This window comes from Scandinavium sp. UTDF21-P1B (assembly GCF_040750395.1).
In the GTDB taxonomy this organism is placed as follows: domain Bacteria; phylum Pseudomonadota; class Gammaproteobacteria; order Enterobacterales; family Enterobacteriaceae; genus Scandinavium.
The window spans coordinates 393,495-407,337 of the sequence record NZ_JBFLVD010000015.1 but is presented as its reverse complement, the minus strand read 5'-3'; the positions used below and the strand labels follow the sequence as shown (position 1 = coordinate 407,337).

Annotated in this window: 18 protein-coding genes; 14 read left to right on the top strand and 4 right to left on the bottom strand. The window is 56.8% G+C overall.

What is annotated here, in order from left to right; all coding sequences use genetic code 11:
* Positions 1–73: 73 nt before the first annotated feature.
* The 11 genes from AB1287_RS14230 to AB1287_RS14180 all read left to right on the top strand — a co-directional run bounded on the left by AB1287_RS14230 (position 74) and on the right by AB1287_RS14180 (position 8,209).
* Positions 74–652: a recombinase family protein gene (locus tag AB1287_RS14230; protein ID WP_435618171.1), complete on the top strand. Its 579-nt coding sequence runs from the start codon at positions 74–76 to the stop codon at positions 650–652.
* A 64-nt stretch (positions 653–716) separates the two neighbouring features.
* On the top strand, positions 717–1,907 hold the full coding sequence (locus AB1287_RS14225) for a phage tail sheath protein (protein WP_435618170.1): 1,191 nt from the start codon (positions 717–719) through the stop codon (positions 1,905–1,907).
* A 12-nt stretch (positions 1,908–1,919) separates the two neighbouring features.
* Positions 1,920–2,438 carry a phage major tail tube protein gene (locus tag AB1287_RS14220; RefSeq protein WP_435618169.1) on the top strand — a complete coding sequence of 173 codons (519 nt, stop codon included), beginning with the start codon at positions 1,920–1,922 and terminating at the stop codon, positions 2,436–2,438.
* Positions 2,439–2,504: 66 nt separating this feature from the next.
* Positions 2,505–2,786 (top strand): phage tail assembly protein, encoded by a 282-nt coding sequence (locus AB1287_RS14215; RefSeq protein WP_435618168.1) that lies wholly within the window; start codon positions 2,505–2,507, stop codon positions 2,784–2,786.
* Positions 2,783–2,938: a GpE family phage tail protein gene (locus AB1287_RS14210; RefSeq protein ID WP_435618197.1), complete on the top strand. Its 156-nt coding sequence runs from the start codon at positions 2,783–2,785 to the stop codon at positions 2,936–2,938. The genes AB1287_RS14215 and AB1287_RS14210 overlap by 4 nt, the downstream gene beginning before the upstream one ends.
* Positions 2,931–5,372: a phage tail tape measure protein gene (locus AB1287_RS14205; protein ID WP_435618167.1), complete on the top strand. Its 2,442-nt coding sequence runs from the start codon at positions 2,931–2,933 to the stop codon at positions 5,370–5,372. Before AB1287_RS14210 ends, AB1287_RS14205 begins: the two co-directional genes overlap by 8 nt.
* An 11-nt stretch (positions 5,373–5,383) precedes the next feature.
* Positions 5,384–5,848 carry a phage tail protein gene (locus tag AB1287_RS14200; RefSeq protein ID WP_435618166.1) on the top strand — a complete coding sequence of 155 codons (465 nt, stop codon included), beginning with the start codon at positions 5,384–5,386 and terminating at the stop codon, positions 5,846–5,848.
* A gap of 2 nt (positions 5,849–5,850) precedes the next feature.
* On the top strand, positions 5,851–7,026 hold the full coding sequence (locus AB1287_RS14195; RefSeq protein WP_435618165.1) for a phage late control D family protein: 1,176 nt from the start codon (positions 5,851–5,853) through the stop codon (positions 7,024–7,026).
* 81 nt (positions 7,027–7,107) lie between these two features.
* Entirely contained in the window at positions 7,108–7,326 is a 219-nt protein-coding gene (locus AB1287_RS14190; protein ID WP_435618196.1) for a DNA-binding transcriptional regulator, read from the top strand.
* A gap of 265 nt (positions 7,327–7,591) precedes the next feature.
* Positions 7,592–7,834, top strand: a complete 243-nt coding sequence (locus tag AB1287_RS14185; RefSeq protein ID WP_312629973.1) for a putative hemolysin — start codon at positions 7,592–7,594, stop codon at positions 7,832–7,834.
* A 69-nt stretch (positions 7,835–7,903) separates the two neighbouring features.
* Positions 7,904–8,209, top strand: a complete 306-nt coding sequence (locus tag AB1287_RS14180) for a hypothetical protein (RefSeq protein WP_435618164.1) — start codon at positions 7,904–7,906, stop codon at positions 8,207–8,209.
* Here the strand turns inward: AB1287_RS14180 and AB1287_RS14175 are convergent.
* Entirely contained in the window at positions 8,199–8,549 is a 351-nt protein-coding gene (locus AB1287_RS14175) for a DUF488 domain-containing protein (RefSeq protein ID WP_435618163.1), read from the bottom strand. The two genes, AB1287_RS14180 and AB1287_RS14175, sit on opposite strands and share 11 nt — an antisense overlap.
* Positions 8,550–8,701: 152 nt before the next feature.
* Between AB1287_RS14175 and AB1287_RS14170 the strand changes: the two genes are divergently transcribed.
* Positions 8,702–9,409, top strand: a complete 708-nt coding sequence (locus AB1287_RS14170) for a CTP synthase C-terminal region-related (seleno)protein (RefSeq protein ID WP_312629978.1) — start codon at positions 8,702–8,704, stop codon at positions 9,407–9,409.
* A gap of 81 nt (positions 9,410–9,490) precedes the next feature.
* Here the strand turns inward: AB1287_RS14170 and AB1287_RS14165 are convergent, their stop codons facing one another.
* On the bottom strand, positions 9,491–10,675 hold the full coding sequence (locus AB1287_RS14165) for a CynX/NimT family MFS transporter (RefSeq protein WP_435618162.1): 1,185 nt from the start codon (positions 10,673–10,675) through the stop codon (positions 9,491–9,493).
* A 100-nt stretch (positions 10,676–10,775) separates the two neighbouring features.
* On the opposite strand from AB1287_RS14165, the gene AB1287_RS14160 reads away from it, so the two are divergent.
* Positions 10,776–11,570 (top strand): helix-turn-helix transcriptional regulator, encoded by a 795-nt coding sequence (locus tag AB1287_RS14160; RefSeq protein WP_435618161.1) that lies wholly within the window; start codon positions 10,776–10,778, stop codon positions 11,568–11,570.
* On the opposite strand, the gene AB1287_RS14155 is transcribed toward AB1287_RS14160, so the two are convergent.
* Together AB1287_RS14155 and AB1287_RS14150 are read right to left on the bottom strand one after the other, a co-directional pair.
* Positions 11,554–12,000 (bottom strand): DUF441 domain-containing protein, encoded by a 447-nt coding sequence (locus tag AB1287_RS14155; protein ID WP_435618160.1) that lies wholly within the window; start codon positions 11,998–12,000, stop codon positions 11,554–11,556. The genes AB1287_RS14160 and AB1287_RS14155 overlap by 17 nt on opposite strands.
* Positions 12,001–12,280: 280 nt before the next feature.
* Positions 12,281–12,784 (bottom strand): YbaK/prolyl-tRNA synthetase associated domain-containing protein, encoded by a 504-nt coding sequence (locus AB1287_RS14150; protein WP_435618159.1) that lies wholly within the window; start codon positions 12,782–12,784, stop codon positions 12,281–12,283.
* 240 nt (positions 12,785–13,024) lie between these two features.
* Here AB1287_RS14150 and AB1287_RS14145 point away from each other — a divergent pair, with 240 nt between their 5' ends.
* Positions 13,025–13,843 carry an ABC transporter substrate-binding protein gene (locus tag AB1287_RS14145; RefSeq protein WP_435618195.1) on the top strand — a complete coding sequence of 273 codons (819 nt, stop codon included), beginning with the start codon at positions 13,025–13,027 and terminating at the stop codon, positions 13,841–13,843.

Genomic DNA, 13,843 nt, shown 5'->3' with positions numbered 1-13,843 from the left:
AAACCGAGGTTATAGAGAATGATTAATTTCCCCTCGTCTGGCATTGTTCCGGTTTTTGTTGGGAGGGAAAGGCGTGCTTATTGGTTATGTAAGGGTGTCAACAAACGACCAGAATACTGCTTTACAAAGAAACGCGCTGGATAGCGCAGGATGTGACCTAATTTTTGAAGACAAGATAAGCGGTAGAACATCTGACAGGCCCGGCCTAAAAAAAGTGCTCAGGACGCTGACTACAGGTGACACGCTGGTAGTCTGGAAACTGGATCGGCTTGGGCGCAGCATGCGTAATCTTGTCGTTCTTGTGGAGGAATTGCGGGAGAGGGGAATAAACTTTCGCAGCCTGACCGACAGTATTGATACATCAACACCAATGGGGCGTTTTTTCTTCCACATCATGGGGGCGCTGGCGGAAATGGAGCGCGAGCTTATCGTCGAGCGAACGCGTGCCGGGCTGGCGGCTGCACGCGCTGAAGGTCGAATCGGTGGCCGCAGGCCAAAGTTAACAAATGAGCAGTGGGAGCAGGCGGGGAGGTTGATTGCGGCAGGTGAAACGCGGCAACGCGTGGCGATAATTTATGATGTTGGCGTGTCTACGCTTTACAAAAAATTCCCGGCGACAAATCCCGTTGTGTCAGTCATCGCCGAACCCTGACAAATAGCCGCATACAGGCCTACACCAGACAATATCACTCACCCCAACTAACGGAGTTAAACGGATGAGTGATTACCATCACGGCGTGCAGGTCATTGAAGTCAATGACGGCACGCGCATCATTTCCACGGTTTCCACCGCAATTGTCGGGATGGTCTGTACCGCCAGCGATGCTGACGTCGATACTTTCCCGCTCAATGAGCCGGTGTTAATCACCAACCCGCAGAGCGTTATCGGGAAGGCCGGTAAAAAAGGCACTCTTGCTAAATCCCTACAAGCCATCGCTAACCAGTCCAAACCGGTGACGGTAGTCGTGCGTGTCGAAGAGGGCGCAGGCGACGATGAAGAGGCGGCGCAGGCGCAGACCATTTCCAATATCATCGGCACCACCGACGAAAACGGTAAATACACCGGTATGAAAGCGCTCCTGACAGCGCTCGCTGTGACCGGCGTTAAGCCGCGCATCCTCGGCGTGCCGGGGCTCGATTCGCTGGAGGTCGCAACGGCGCTTGCGTCAGTGGCGCAGAAGCTGCGTGCGTTTGCCTATGTGAATGCCTGGGGCTGTAAGACCCTTTCGGATGCTATCGACTATCGCGAAAACTTCAGCCAGCGCGAGCTGATGGTCATCTGGCCTGATTTTCTGGCATGGGATACCACGGCGAACGCAACCGACACGCTCTATGCCTCCGCGATTGCCCTCGGCCTGCGTGCCAAAATCGACAATGACACCGGCTGGCATAAAACCCTGTCAAACGTCGGCGTGAACGGTGTCACCGGCATCAGTGCCTCTGTGTACTGGGATTTGCAGGAGCCCGGCACCGATGCCGACCTGCTGAACGAGGCGGGCGTAACCACGCTGATTCGCAAAGACGGCTTCCGCTTCTGGGGCAACCGTACCTGTTCAGACGATCCTCTTTTCCTCTTTGAGAACTACACCCGCACCGCGCAGGTGCTCGCGGACACCATTGCTGAGGCGCACATGTGGGCGATGGATAAGCCGATTACCGCCACGCTGATTCGCGACATCATCGACGGCATTAATGCGAAATTCCGCGAGCTGAAAACGCTCGGTTATATCGTCGATGCTACGTGCTGGTTTGACGAAACCGCCAACGATGCGGAAACCCTGAAAGCCGGGAAGCTGCTGCTGGATTACGACTACACGCCGGTTCCGCCGCTCGAAAACCTGAGCCTGCGCCAGCGCATCACCGATAAATATCTGGCGAATCTCATCTCGTCCGTCAACAGCAAATAAGGAGCCTGACCCATGGCACTACCGCGCACGTTAAAGCTCATGAATCTGTTTATCGACGGCACGAGTTTCCTCGGTGTCGTTCAGTCGATGACGCTGCCAAAGTTGACCCGCAAGCTTGAAAAATATCGCGGTGGCGGGATGAACGGCTCGGCCTCGATTGACCTTGGCCTGGATGATGAGGCTCTGGCGGCGGAGTTTTCCATCGCTGGCTTCCCTGACGATGTCATCTGGACGCTCTACGGTGCGGCGACGTCCTCATCTGTGCCGCTGCGCTTTTCTGGCTCGTATCAGCGTGACGATACCGGTGAAACCGTGCCGGTCGAAGTCGTGCTGCGTGGTCGTCAGAAAGAGGTCGATACCGGCGAGGCTAAACAGGGTGAGGTCACATCGTCAAAAATCCCGATGGACTGCACCTATTACAAGCTCACCTATAACGGAAAAGAGGTTATCGAAATCGATACGGTCAACCTCGTGGAGAAGGTGAACGGCGTCGACCGTCTCGAACAGCATCGCCGCAATATCGGCCTGTAACGTTAACCCCGGCGGGTCATGCCTGCCGGGCTTCCCCCCTGAATACTGAATGAGAAAGAGAACCCCATGAAAGAAGCCAATGAGAACGTGATTACCCTGGATAAAGCCATCAAACGCGGTGATACCGAAATTACTGAAGTCACCATGCTGAAGCCGACAGCGGGCACCCTGCGCGGGGTCAGTCTGGCGGCAGTCGCTAACTCTGAAGTCGACGCGCTGATTAAAGTGCTGCCGCGTATGACCATGCCGTCACTGACCGAGCAGGAAATTGCGGCGCTTGACCTGCCTGACCTGCTGTCGTTTGCCGGTAAGGTGGTCGGTTTTTTGTCGCCGACTTCGGCGGGCTGAATTTCCCGAAAGACCTCTCGGTAGATGACCTGATGGCTGATGTCGCGGTGATTTTTCACTGGGGGCCATCAGAGCTGTATCCCCTGAGCATCGCCGAGCTCGTCACATGGCGCGAAAAAGCGCTTCAGCGAAGCGGACACCTGAATGAGTAATAACCTTAAACTCGAAGTACTGCTGAAAGCTGTCGACCAGGCATCCCGCCCGTTTAAATCCATCCAGACAGCGGGAAAATCGCTGTCGGGTGATATCCGTTCGACGCAGAAGTCGCTGCGTGAGCTGAACGGGCAGGCCGGGAAAATCGACGGTTTTCGCAAGACCAGCGCTCAGCTCGCCGTGACCGGTCAGTCGCTCGCCAAAGCGAAGCAGGAAGCGGCCGCGCTGGCGGTACAGTTCAAAAATACCGAAAGCCCGACGCGTGCGCAGGCTCAGGCGCTGGAAAGCGCGAAGCGTGCCGCCTCGGAGCTGCAAACGAAATACAACAGCCTGCGGGTGTCCGTGCAGCGCCAGCGAGGCGAATTGCAGCAGGCGGGCATCAATACCCGCACGCTCTCCGGTGATGAGCGCCGCCTCAAAACATCCATCAGTGAAACTACCGCGCAGCTTAACCGTCAGCGTGAGGCACTGGCCCGCGTCAGTGCGCAGCAGGCGAAACTGTCCGCCGTGAAATCCCGCTATGAGTCCGGGCAAAAGCTCGCGGCCGGTGCGCGAAATGTTGGCATGGCCGGGGTCGGTATTGCAGCGGCGGGAACGATGGCCGGGGTTGCGCTTCTGCGTCCGGGCTATGACTTTGCACAGAAAAACTCTGAGCTTCAGGCTGTGCTCGGTGTCGATAAACAATCTCCTGAAATGCAGGCACTACGCAAGCAGGCCCGCCAGCTCGGCGACAACACCGCCGCGTCGGCTGATGATGCAGCAAGTGCGCAAATAATTATCGCGAAAGGTGGTGGTGATGCCGCTGCCATTCAGGCAACAACGCCGGTCACGCTGGATATGGCACTCGCCAACCGGCGCACAATGGAAGAGAACGCCGCGCTGCTGATGGGGATGAAATCCGCTTTCCAGCTCTCAAATGCCAAAGTGGCCCACATCGGCGATGTGCTGTCGACGGTGATGAATAAAACCGCTGCTGACTTTGACGGCCTGAGTGACTCGCTGACCTATGTCGCGCCGGTGGCGAAAAACGCCGGGGTAAGTATCGAGCAGGCGGCGGCGATGGTCGGTGCGCTGCATGATGCTAAAATCACTGGCTCAATGGCTGGCACCGGAAGCCGCGCGGTGCTCAGCCGTTTGCAGGCTCCGACCGGCAAGGCGTATGACGCCATTAAAGAACTCGGTGTGAAAACGGCGGACAGCAACGGAAACAGCCGGCCTGTTTTCAGCATCCTGAAAGAAATGCAGGCGAGTTTCGCGAAAAATAAACTCGGCACGGGCGAGCAGGCTGAATACATGAAGGCCATTTTCGGGGAAGAGGCGAGCTCATCTGCGGCGGTACTCATGACCGCAGCATCGAGCGGTAAGCTCGACCAGCTCACCGCCACGCTCAAAGCCTCGGACGGCAAAACGGCGGAGCTCGTTAAGGTCATGCAGGATAACCTTGGCGGCGACTTTAAAGAGTTCCAGTCGGCCTACGAGGCAGTCGGTACTGACCTTTTCGACCAGCAGGAGTCCTCGCTTCGCAAGCTGGTACAGACGGCAACCGGCTACGTGCTGAAAATTGATGGCTGGATCCAGAAAAATAAATCGCTCGCGACGACTCTTGGTCTTATCGCGGCGGGTGCGCTGGGCCTGATTGGTGCGCTCGGCGCTATTGGTCTGGTGGCATGGCCCGTTATCACCGGCATTAATGCCATTGTGGCAGCGGCGGGCCTGCTCAGTACCGTGTTTACCGTGGCGGGCACGGCGATTGTAACCGCCATCGGGGCGATTACGTGGCCGGTGGTGGCTGTGGCGGCGGCAGTGGTCGCCGGGGTGCTGCTTATCCGTAAATATTGGGAACCCATCAGCGCCTTTTTCTCGGGTGTCGTTCAGGGGCTTATTGCCGCGTTCGCACCGGTCGGTGAAATGTTCGCGCCGCTGGCCCCTGTTTTTGACGGGCTCGGGCAAAAGCTCAGTGCTGTCTGGAAGTGGTTTAAGGACCTGATTGCGCCGGTAAAAGCCACGCAGGACACATTAGACAGCTGCAAAAATGCCGGGGTTATCTTCGGACAGGCGCTGGCCGATGCGCTGATGCTGCCGCTGAATATCTTCAACAAACTGCGCGGTGGCCTCGACATCATCCTCGAAAAACTCGGCCTCGTAAAAAATGAATCGGACACCATCGACGCCGCGACGGCAAAAACGCAGCCGGTCGGTCAGGGTGGCGGGTATATCCAGGCGACAAGCTCAATGGGCGGCTATCAGGCGTATCAGCCGGTCATAGCGCCCACTGGTCGTACCTACATCGACCAGAGCAGCCCGACCTATCAAATTACCCTGCCGGGTGGCGGTGCGCCGGGTGGTCAGCTCGGGAACCAGATGCAGGAAGCGTTAGAAAAATATGAGCGCGACAAACGGGCCAAAGCCCGCGCCAGCATGATGCACGATTAAGGAGGCTGATTATGATGCTCGCTCTTGGAATGTTTGTATTTATGCGTCAGACGCTGCCTTATCAGAACATGCAGCGCAGCGCGGATTATCGCTGGCCCTCTAACAGCCGGGTCGGCAAGCGTGCCGCGCGTCAGTTCCTCGGCCCTGGTGACGACAAATTTACCCTCAGCGGTGATTTATATCCTGAGCTGACCGGCGGGAGGCTTTCGCTGCTTGCGCTCTATACGATGGCGGAAGAAGGCCGGGCGTGGCCCCTGATTGCGGGGAACGGCACGATTTACGGGATGTTCGTTATCTCTAATGTCAGCGACACAGGAACTTTTTTCTTCGATGACGGAACACCCCGGAAAATCAGTTTCTCTTTGTCGCTGGAGCGCGCCGATGAATCACTCGCGGCCATGTATGGCGACGTTGGCAAACAGGCCGATGCGCTACTCGGCAAGGCGGGCGGCGTGCTGTCGTCTCTGGGAGGGTAATTATGCTGGATGTGATTACCGGCGCGGGTGTCACCCTGACGCCGCAGTTTATGCTGACGCTCAACAGCAAGGACATTACCGGCAATATCAGCGACCGGTTGATGAGCCTGACCATGACCGACAATCGCGGGTTTGAGGCTGACCAGCTCGACATCGAGCTCAACGACTCCGACGGGCTTGTCGAGCTGCCGGTACGCGGCGCAGTGCTGTCGCTTTATCTCGGCTGGAAAGGGTTTGCGCTGGTCGGAAAGGGCGACTTTACTGTCGACGAGGTGGAGCATCACGGAGCACCGGATACGGTGACACTGCGGGCGCGGAGTGCGGATTTTCGCGGAACGCTCAATTCCCGCCGGGAAGCGTCATACCATGACACCACCCTCGGCGCAGTGGTGGAGGCTATCGCAGCCCGCAACAAATTAAAGGCCGGTGTGGTGCCGTCGCTCGCGGGGATCCAGATTCCGCACATTGACCAGTCGCAGGAATCGGACGCGGTATTTTTGACGCGTCTTGCCGAGCGTAACGGCGGGGCGGTATCGGTCAAGGCGGGCAAGCTGCTGATGCTGAAAGCCGGGAGTGGTACAACCGCCAGCGGCAAGGCTATTCCGCAGATTACCATCGAGCGCAGCAGCGGTGACCGGCACAGTTTCGCGATTGCTGACCGGGGAGCCTATACAGGCGTAACGGCTAAATGGCTGCATACCAAAGACCCGAAGCCTCAGAAGCAGGCGCAAAAGGTGAAGCTCAAACGCAAGCCGAAAGAGAGGCACCTCCGCGCACTCCAGCATCCAAAGGCGAAGCCGGTCAGCCAGGCGGCGAAGGCCAAAAAGCAGAAAGAGCAGGAGGCCCGCGAGGGTGAGTATATGGCCGGTGAAGCGGATAACGTTTTCGCTCTCACCACGATTTACGCATCAAAGGCGCAGGCTATCCGGGCGGCGCAGGCGAAATGGGATAAATTGCAGCGTGGTGTCGCTGAGTTCTCAATCAGTCTCGCGACAGGGCGTGAAGATATTTACCCTGAAATGCCGGTGAAGGTGTCAGGCTTTAAGCGCGTCATAGACGAGCAGGCGTGGATAATCAGTAAGGTGACACACAGCCTCAATAATAACGGCTTCACGACGAGCGTAGAGCTTGAGGTGAGGCTTTCGGATGTGGAGTATGAAGCAGAAACGGATGAGTGATAAAACTCATATATCTGTTTGTTTTATATGAATTTGATGAGTAAAATACAGACATTAAATCAATAAGGTGAGGTGTCAGAAATGTTTCATTGTCCGTTATGCCATACAGCCGCCCATGCCCGCACAAGTCGCTACTTTACTGACACAACAAAAGAGCGTTATCACCAGTGCACTAATATCAATTGTAGCGCCACGTTCGTCACGACCGAGACGGTCGAGCGCTACATCGTGAAGCCGGGCGAAGTGACACCGGCGCTACCTCACCCGACCCGGACAGGACAACAGCAGCTCTGGATGTGAAAAAGAAAACCCCGCGATTGCGGGGTTTTTTGTTTCGATGTGGTCACTGTGTGGACGTGACGAGAAATAAATCCTTTTATTTCATATTATTAAATCCAATAAAAAAGCCCCGCCGGGGGAGGCGGGGAAAAATTCATTGATTATGGAATGATGTGTTCCCTGGTCAGTTTGGGAACAGGCCTAATTTAAGTTGCAAAAGTGCAGTTAAAATGAAGAAATAATGAAGTTTAAGGCAAATCAGCCGCCAATAAAGGAAGCCATAACAATGAAATACGCTGGATTATTACTGCCGCTTGTACTTGCGGGCTGCACGACTGCAAAACCGGATGATGCACCAAAGCCGCCAAATATCGGGATGGCCAACCCGGCCGCGGTCTATTGTCAGCAAAAAGGCGGGACGTCAGTCCCGGTGCAAACCCCACAGGGCGTGCGTTCTGACTGTAAATTACCGTCCGGGGAAGTGATTGACGAATGGACGTTATACCGCCGGGATCATTCTGGCTCGTGACAGATAACGGCTCTCCAGGATAGAATTGCCATTAAGATTAATCTTAATTTCAGATCGTGTGAGAGCCGCATGTTTCAGCTTAAACCGGGCACCCTGGCGATGATTATCGCTGCCCGCACGCCCGCCGGTCGGGCGAATATCGGTAAATCCGTTTCGCTTTTTGCGCTCTGCCAGCCAGGCGAGCGCATCCTCAATCCGGTTAACGGCGTGGTCACAGAACTCCCCCATCAAGCACAGCGTGCGCTGTGGCTGGTCACCGGTGATATTCAGTCCGTCGACGGCCAGGCCGGGTTTGCGTTTGTACGTCCGGAGCACCTGATGCCGCTTACGCCCGATATGCTTCCGGCTGAAGAACTGGAAAAAGTCAGCGAGTAAGGCTCTCCAGCCATGTAGCTAATACCCGCGCATGGTTCTGCTCCGTGTTCTTCGCCCCATAAATCAGCGTCACCGTCTGCTGCTTGGCGAGATGCGCCAGGCGCTGGCCTTCCGCTACCTGGCTTTGCAGCTCTGCCCGGTATTCTTTACTGAAGGTGGTTAAGTCGATGGCTTCGCCATGAAAGGCTTTTCGCAGCGCAGACGAAGGGGCAAGCGCTTTGCACCATTCATCACAGGTTAACGCTTCTTTCTTCACCCCGCGCGGCCAGAGTCGGTCGACCAGGACCCGGTAGCCATCTTCCGGCGCAGGCGTCTCATACACGCGTTTGCACTGAATCATCTTTTGTCCTTATTCCGCGATGTTTTGCTGAAAGGGTAATACTTTCCGCACCGGGATGAAAAGGCCAGCCCGGGGATTGTTCCGGCGACAAATTCCCGGTAGGCTGGTGTTCCTTATGTAGCCCGTAAACTGCACCGCATAAGGAACCCTTCATGGAACACGCTTCGAATCAAAAAACAGTGCGTATCGCCCTCGTAGGCGACTTCAATCCAGAGGTGATTGCTCATCAGGCGATTCCGCTGGCGATTGACGACGCCGCCGCCGTTCAGGATATCACCGCCGACTACGACTGGATCTCCACCTCCGACATCAAAAGCGCCGACGACCTGGTTGGATACGACGCGCTCTGGCTGGTTCCTGCCAGCCCGTATAAAAATGCTGAAGGCGCCTTTATCGCCATTCGCTACGCTCGCGAAAACAGCCTGCCTTTCCTCGGCACCTGTGGAGGCTTCCAGCATGCCATTATCGAATATGCGCGCAACGTGTTGGGCTGGCAGGATGCTGCGCACGCAGAAACCGATACCGAAGGCCGGATGGTTATCGCACCGCTTAGCTGTTCGCTGGTGGAAAAATCAGACACCATTGAGCTGCGTAGCAATACTTTGATTGCCAAAGCCTACGGCCGTCTGAGCATCGAAGAGGGCTATCACTGTAGCTACGGAATTTCGCCTGAGTTTGCGTCTGAGCTGGAAGAGGGCGCATTGCGCGTGACGGGCTGGGATGAAGAAGGTGAGATCCGCGCGGTGGAACTTGTCACCCATCCGTTTTTTGTCGGAACGCTGTTCCAGCATGAACGTAACGCCCTTGCAGGGCGTCCGGCTCCGCTGGTGCACGCTTTCCTGCGCGCAGCGGCAAACTGACGATCGCCCGGTGGCGCTCACGCTCACCGGGCCCAGGGCTTCAGGCCGGGCAAACGAAGTGCCGCCCGGCAATGCCTGTTATTAGCTGCTGATTTCCCTGGCGCGTCCTGCCAGACCACCAAACACCGCCATAACCAGTGAGATAACTGCGACCGCGATAAGCGGGATATGCCAGTCGCCGCTGGCGTCGTGGATTTTCCCCATGACCGGCGGCCCACAGGCGGCCAGCAAATAGCCGACGGACTGCGCCATGCCGGACAGCGCTGCGGCCTGGTGGGCGGAGCCCGCACGCAGGCCGATAAACGTCAGGCCGAGGATCATTGTTGCGCCAGAGCCGCAGCCGAAAATCAGCGTCCATACCACCGCCTGCTGCGGAAACAGCCAATAGCCGATGGCGCTGATGGCGCACATTATGGCAACGATAATGGCAATGCCACGTTGATCTTTAAGCTTATGCAAGATAATCGGGATCAGCAGTCCTGGCACGGCGGTAGCCAGCTGCAATAATCCGTGCAGCGAACCGGCCTGTGCTTCGCTGTAGCCCTGGCTGATAAGGATCGCCGGGAGCCAGCCGATCACCACGTAATAGACCAGCGAGTTAATGCCGAGGAACAGCGTCACCTGCCAGGCCAGCGCCGAGCGCCAGATCCCTTTGTTATGCAGGCTGCGCGATGTGGTAACGGTGCCCGGCGCGTGCTGACGCAGCTGCGGCAGCCAGAACAGCAGGGCTATCAGCGGGAAGGCCATTAGTGCCAACAGCGCGCCGTGCCAGCCTGCGCCGCTCATTGCAATGGGTACAACCAGGGCCGAGCCGAGCGCGGCGGCGCCGCCCATCGTTAAGGAATAGGCGCCAATCATCCGCGCAACGTGTCCCGCGAAATCTCTTTTAATCAATCCCGGCAGCAGGACGTTGCCCATCGCGATACCGCAGCCAATTATGGCGGTGCCGACGTACAAAAAGGTGGCAGACGGCAGGGAGCGGACGGCGATGCCTGCGCAGATCAGCAGAAGGGCTGCAAACAGGCTGCGCTCCATCCCGAAACGGCGCGCAATACCCGCCGCCAGCGGGGAAAACAGGCCAAACGCCAGCAGGGGCAGAGTGGTCAGCATGCCTGTCCAGGCGGTGGTCAGACCGTAATCGGCGCGGATAGTGTCGAGCAGCGGTGCGGCACCGGTGAAGGTCACGCGCAGCGTGGTGGCGATAAGCAAAATCCCGACAATCAACAACAGCGTCTGACGACGGGAGGTCTGGATAACTTTACTCATGGGGTTCTCTGTCATTCTCAGGAGTGGCTACAATACGCGGTTTTCGTTGTGATTGAATCAAGCTAAAATGACAAATAATCGCTGATATCGGACAAAACAGATGACGACAGGACTGGGCCTTGCAGGCTATGAGCCTGACAGCCAGCCGGAAAACGCGGTGGCTTTCCGCATCCAGGTGGTGGAGGATGAGCAGTTTATTCCCCGGCACAAGCACCGAAAGGGGCAGTTGATTTTGGCCCTGCACGGCGCCATCACCTGTGAAGTGGAAAACGCCATGTGGATGGTGCCGCCGCAGTATGCGGTGTGGATCCCGGGATTAGTGCCTCACAGCAATCGGGCAACGCCCGGCGCCCGCCTGTGCTTTTTATTTATTGAACCCGGCGCGGCGGCGATGCCAGACCATTGCTGTACGCTGAAGATTTCGCCGCTCGTGCGCGAGCTTATCCTCACGCTTGCCGGGCGAAATAAGGGGCAGAAAAATAACGAGGCAATGCAGCGATTAATTCAGGTGCTGTTCGATGAACTCCCGCAGCAGCCACAGCAGCAGCTGCAGTTGCCGGTATCTGCTCATCCAAAAATTCGTCAGATGGTTGATACCATGGCCGCAGAGCCCGCTGTCTGGCAAACCCTGGGGCAGTGGGCGGGACATTTTGCGATGAGTGAACGCAATCTGGCCCGGCTGGTGGTGAAGGAGACGGGCCTCAGCTTTCGCCGCTGGCGGCATCAGCTGCAGCTTATTCTGGCGCTACAGTTGTTGATCCGTGGGCAAACCGTGCAGCAAACCGCTCACGCGCTGGGCTACGACTCAACCACGGCATTTATCACCATGTTCCGCAAAGGGCTTGGCCAGACGCCGGGGCGCTACCTCAGCGGCCTGATTACCCCTTCCCAATAAGCAGCGACACCAGCCCGGCGGCAATCAGTGGCCCCACCGGTACGCCGCGAAACAGCGCCACGCCGAGTACAGTCCCGACCAGCAGCCCGGCAACCAGATGCGGCTGCGTGCCCATCAGCTGCACGCCTCTGCCGCCAAGCCAGGAGACAAACACGCCCACCGCAATCGCCACCAGCGATTTCCAGTTTACGAACGAATGGATAAGCGTCGACGGCGGCAAAGAGCCGCTGGCGATCGGGGCCATCACGCCGATGGTGAGCACGATAATCCCGATGCTCAGGCCCTGTTTCTCGATCCAGGGGAAGAAGGTGTTCAGCGGCGTCATGCGCACAATGATCAGCACCAGGATCGACACGGCAACGGTGGTGTTATGGCTGATAAAGCCAAGCGCCGCCAGCCCTAGCAGAATGAGAAGGGTGGTATCAAACATGAAGGTGTCCTTGCCAGAAGTAAAATAAATCAACCGGTCTACTTTACGCGCAACGCCATGAGCAGAAAGCGCTATTTTTCATTCCGGCAACACTTTTTGGCAGATGCCCAAAGCAGGCGTTTGCGCTGTCATTGTGCTGTCATGAAAAAGGGGGAATGTGCAGGTGAAGAGAGGCCGCCCTGGAGGTAAACCCGATGAGTGAAGCGCTGATGATTGCCACCGCGTTTATCGCTATTGCCCTGACGCTGGTGGCTTCCGTGTTATGGCTGGAGAGAGCGGGTTAATCGTTCTCGCGACGGAACGTGACCAGCTCTGGCTGCGCGATGCGCAGATAGTCCTGGGTGTCCATCACGATAGATTTTTCCAGCAGCCCGGCGTTGAAAGCGATCTCGTCGAAACGCTCGAACAACAGCGGGTCGGCCACCAGCTTCAGTGACGGATGGAAGCTGAACGGAGGAATAGCCCCAAACACGCAGGCGGTGAGAGAGTCGACTTCCGCCGGGCTCGCGAGCGACGCCTTCAGCCCGCCCAGATGTGATGCGAGGCGTGATAAATCCGCCTGCTGATCTGCCGCCAGAATTGCCAGCACGTGCTGCTTCACGCCGTTGCCCTTCACTTTGCATACCAGCGCCTTCGCGCCCTGTCCTGGCGCCGTGCCGCGAATTTCTGAGACGGCTTCACATTTGCCAATGGCTTCGTGCTCCATCACGCGGAAGCGGGCTTGCTCTGCGGTGAGAACGTCCAGTAAATGCTGGTGGATATTGCGGGAGGAGATGTCAGACATGATGACTCCGGTAAAAAAATCAGGCGGTCAGCATAGTCCTGAGGGGAAAACCCGGCAAGCAGGATGCATTGTGCCGGGAATCAATTTTGCGCAGCCGCTTATTTCATAATGATATCCATTACTATTTTTCCGCATATAGAAATGATTTTTTAGCATTGGCGGACGCATCGGGGTTATGGGAGCGTAGTGGCATAGCCCGCTAACAGGCGGAGATAACAAGGAAAATCTATGGCACAGGCAATGAAATCCCATAAAAATAAGATCGCTTCGTTTGTCCTTCTGGCGCTTCTCGGCGCCGCTTCCGCGATGGCGCAGGCCGATCAGCTTGCGGATATCCAGAAAGCGGGTGTGATAAAAGTCGCAACGTTTGATGCCAATCCGCCTTTTGGCTCAGTGGACGCTAAAACTCACGATATCGTTGGCTATGACGTCGATTTTGCTAAAGCGCTGGCCAAATCGCTTGGGGTTAAGCTTCAGCTGGTCGCGACCAACCCGGCAAACCGTATTCCTCTTTTACAGTCAGGGAAGGTCGATTTGATCGTGGCGGATATTACCATCACGCCGGAGCGCGCGCAGGTTGTGGACTTCTCTACGCCTTATTTTGTGACCGGGCAACAGTTCCTCGTGCCAGCCAGCTCGCCGGATAAGCTTGATGATTACGGCCATAGCCGCATCGGGGCGGTAAAAGGCACCACGGGTGAGCAGGCCTTGCATCAGCGCTTCCCGTCAGCCCGCGTGCTCTCCTATGACGATATTCCGCTGGCGTTAACTGCGCTGCGTAACGGCAACGTGCAGGCCATTACTCAGGACAGCACCATCCTGGCCGGTTTGCTGGCGGAAGCGCCGGACAAAGCGAAATTCAAAATCCTGCCGGATTTACTGAGCAAAGAAGAGATTGGCGTTGGCGTGAAGAAAGGCGAAACGACGTTATTAAAGGCGGTCAACGACGAGCTGGTGAAGCTTGAGCAAAGCGGCGAGGCGGCAAAAATATACGACGGCTGGTTTGGTCCGGGCAGCAAGACGCCTCAGCCACGCGGCTTTAAGATAGAAGCTAAGTAG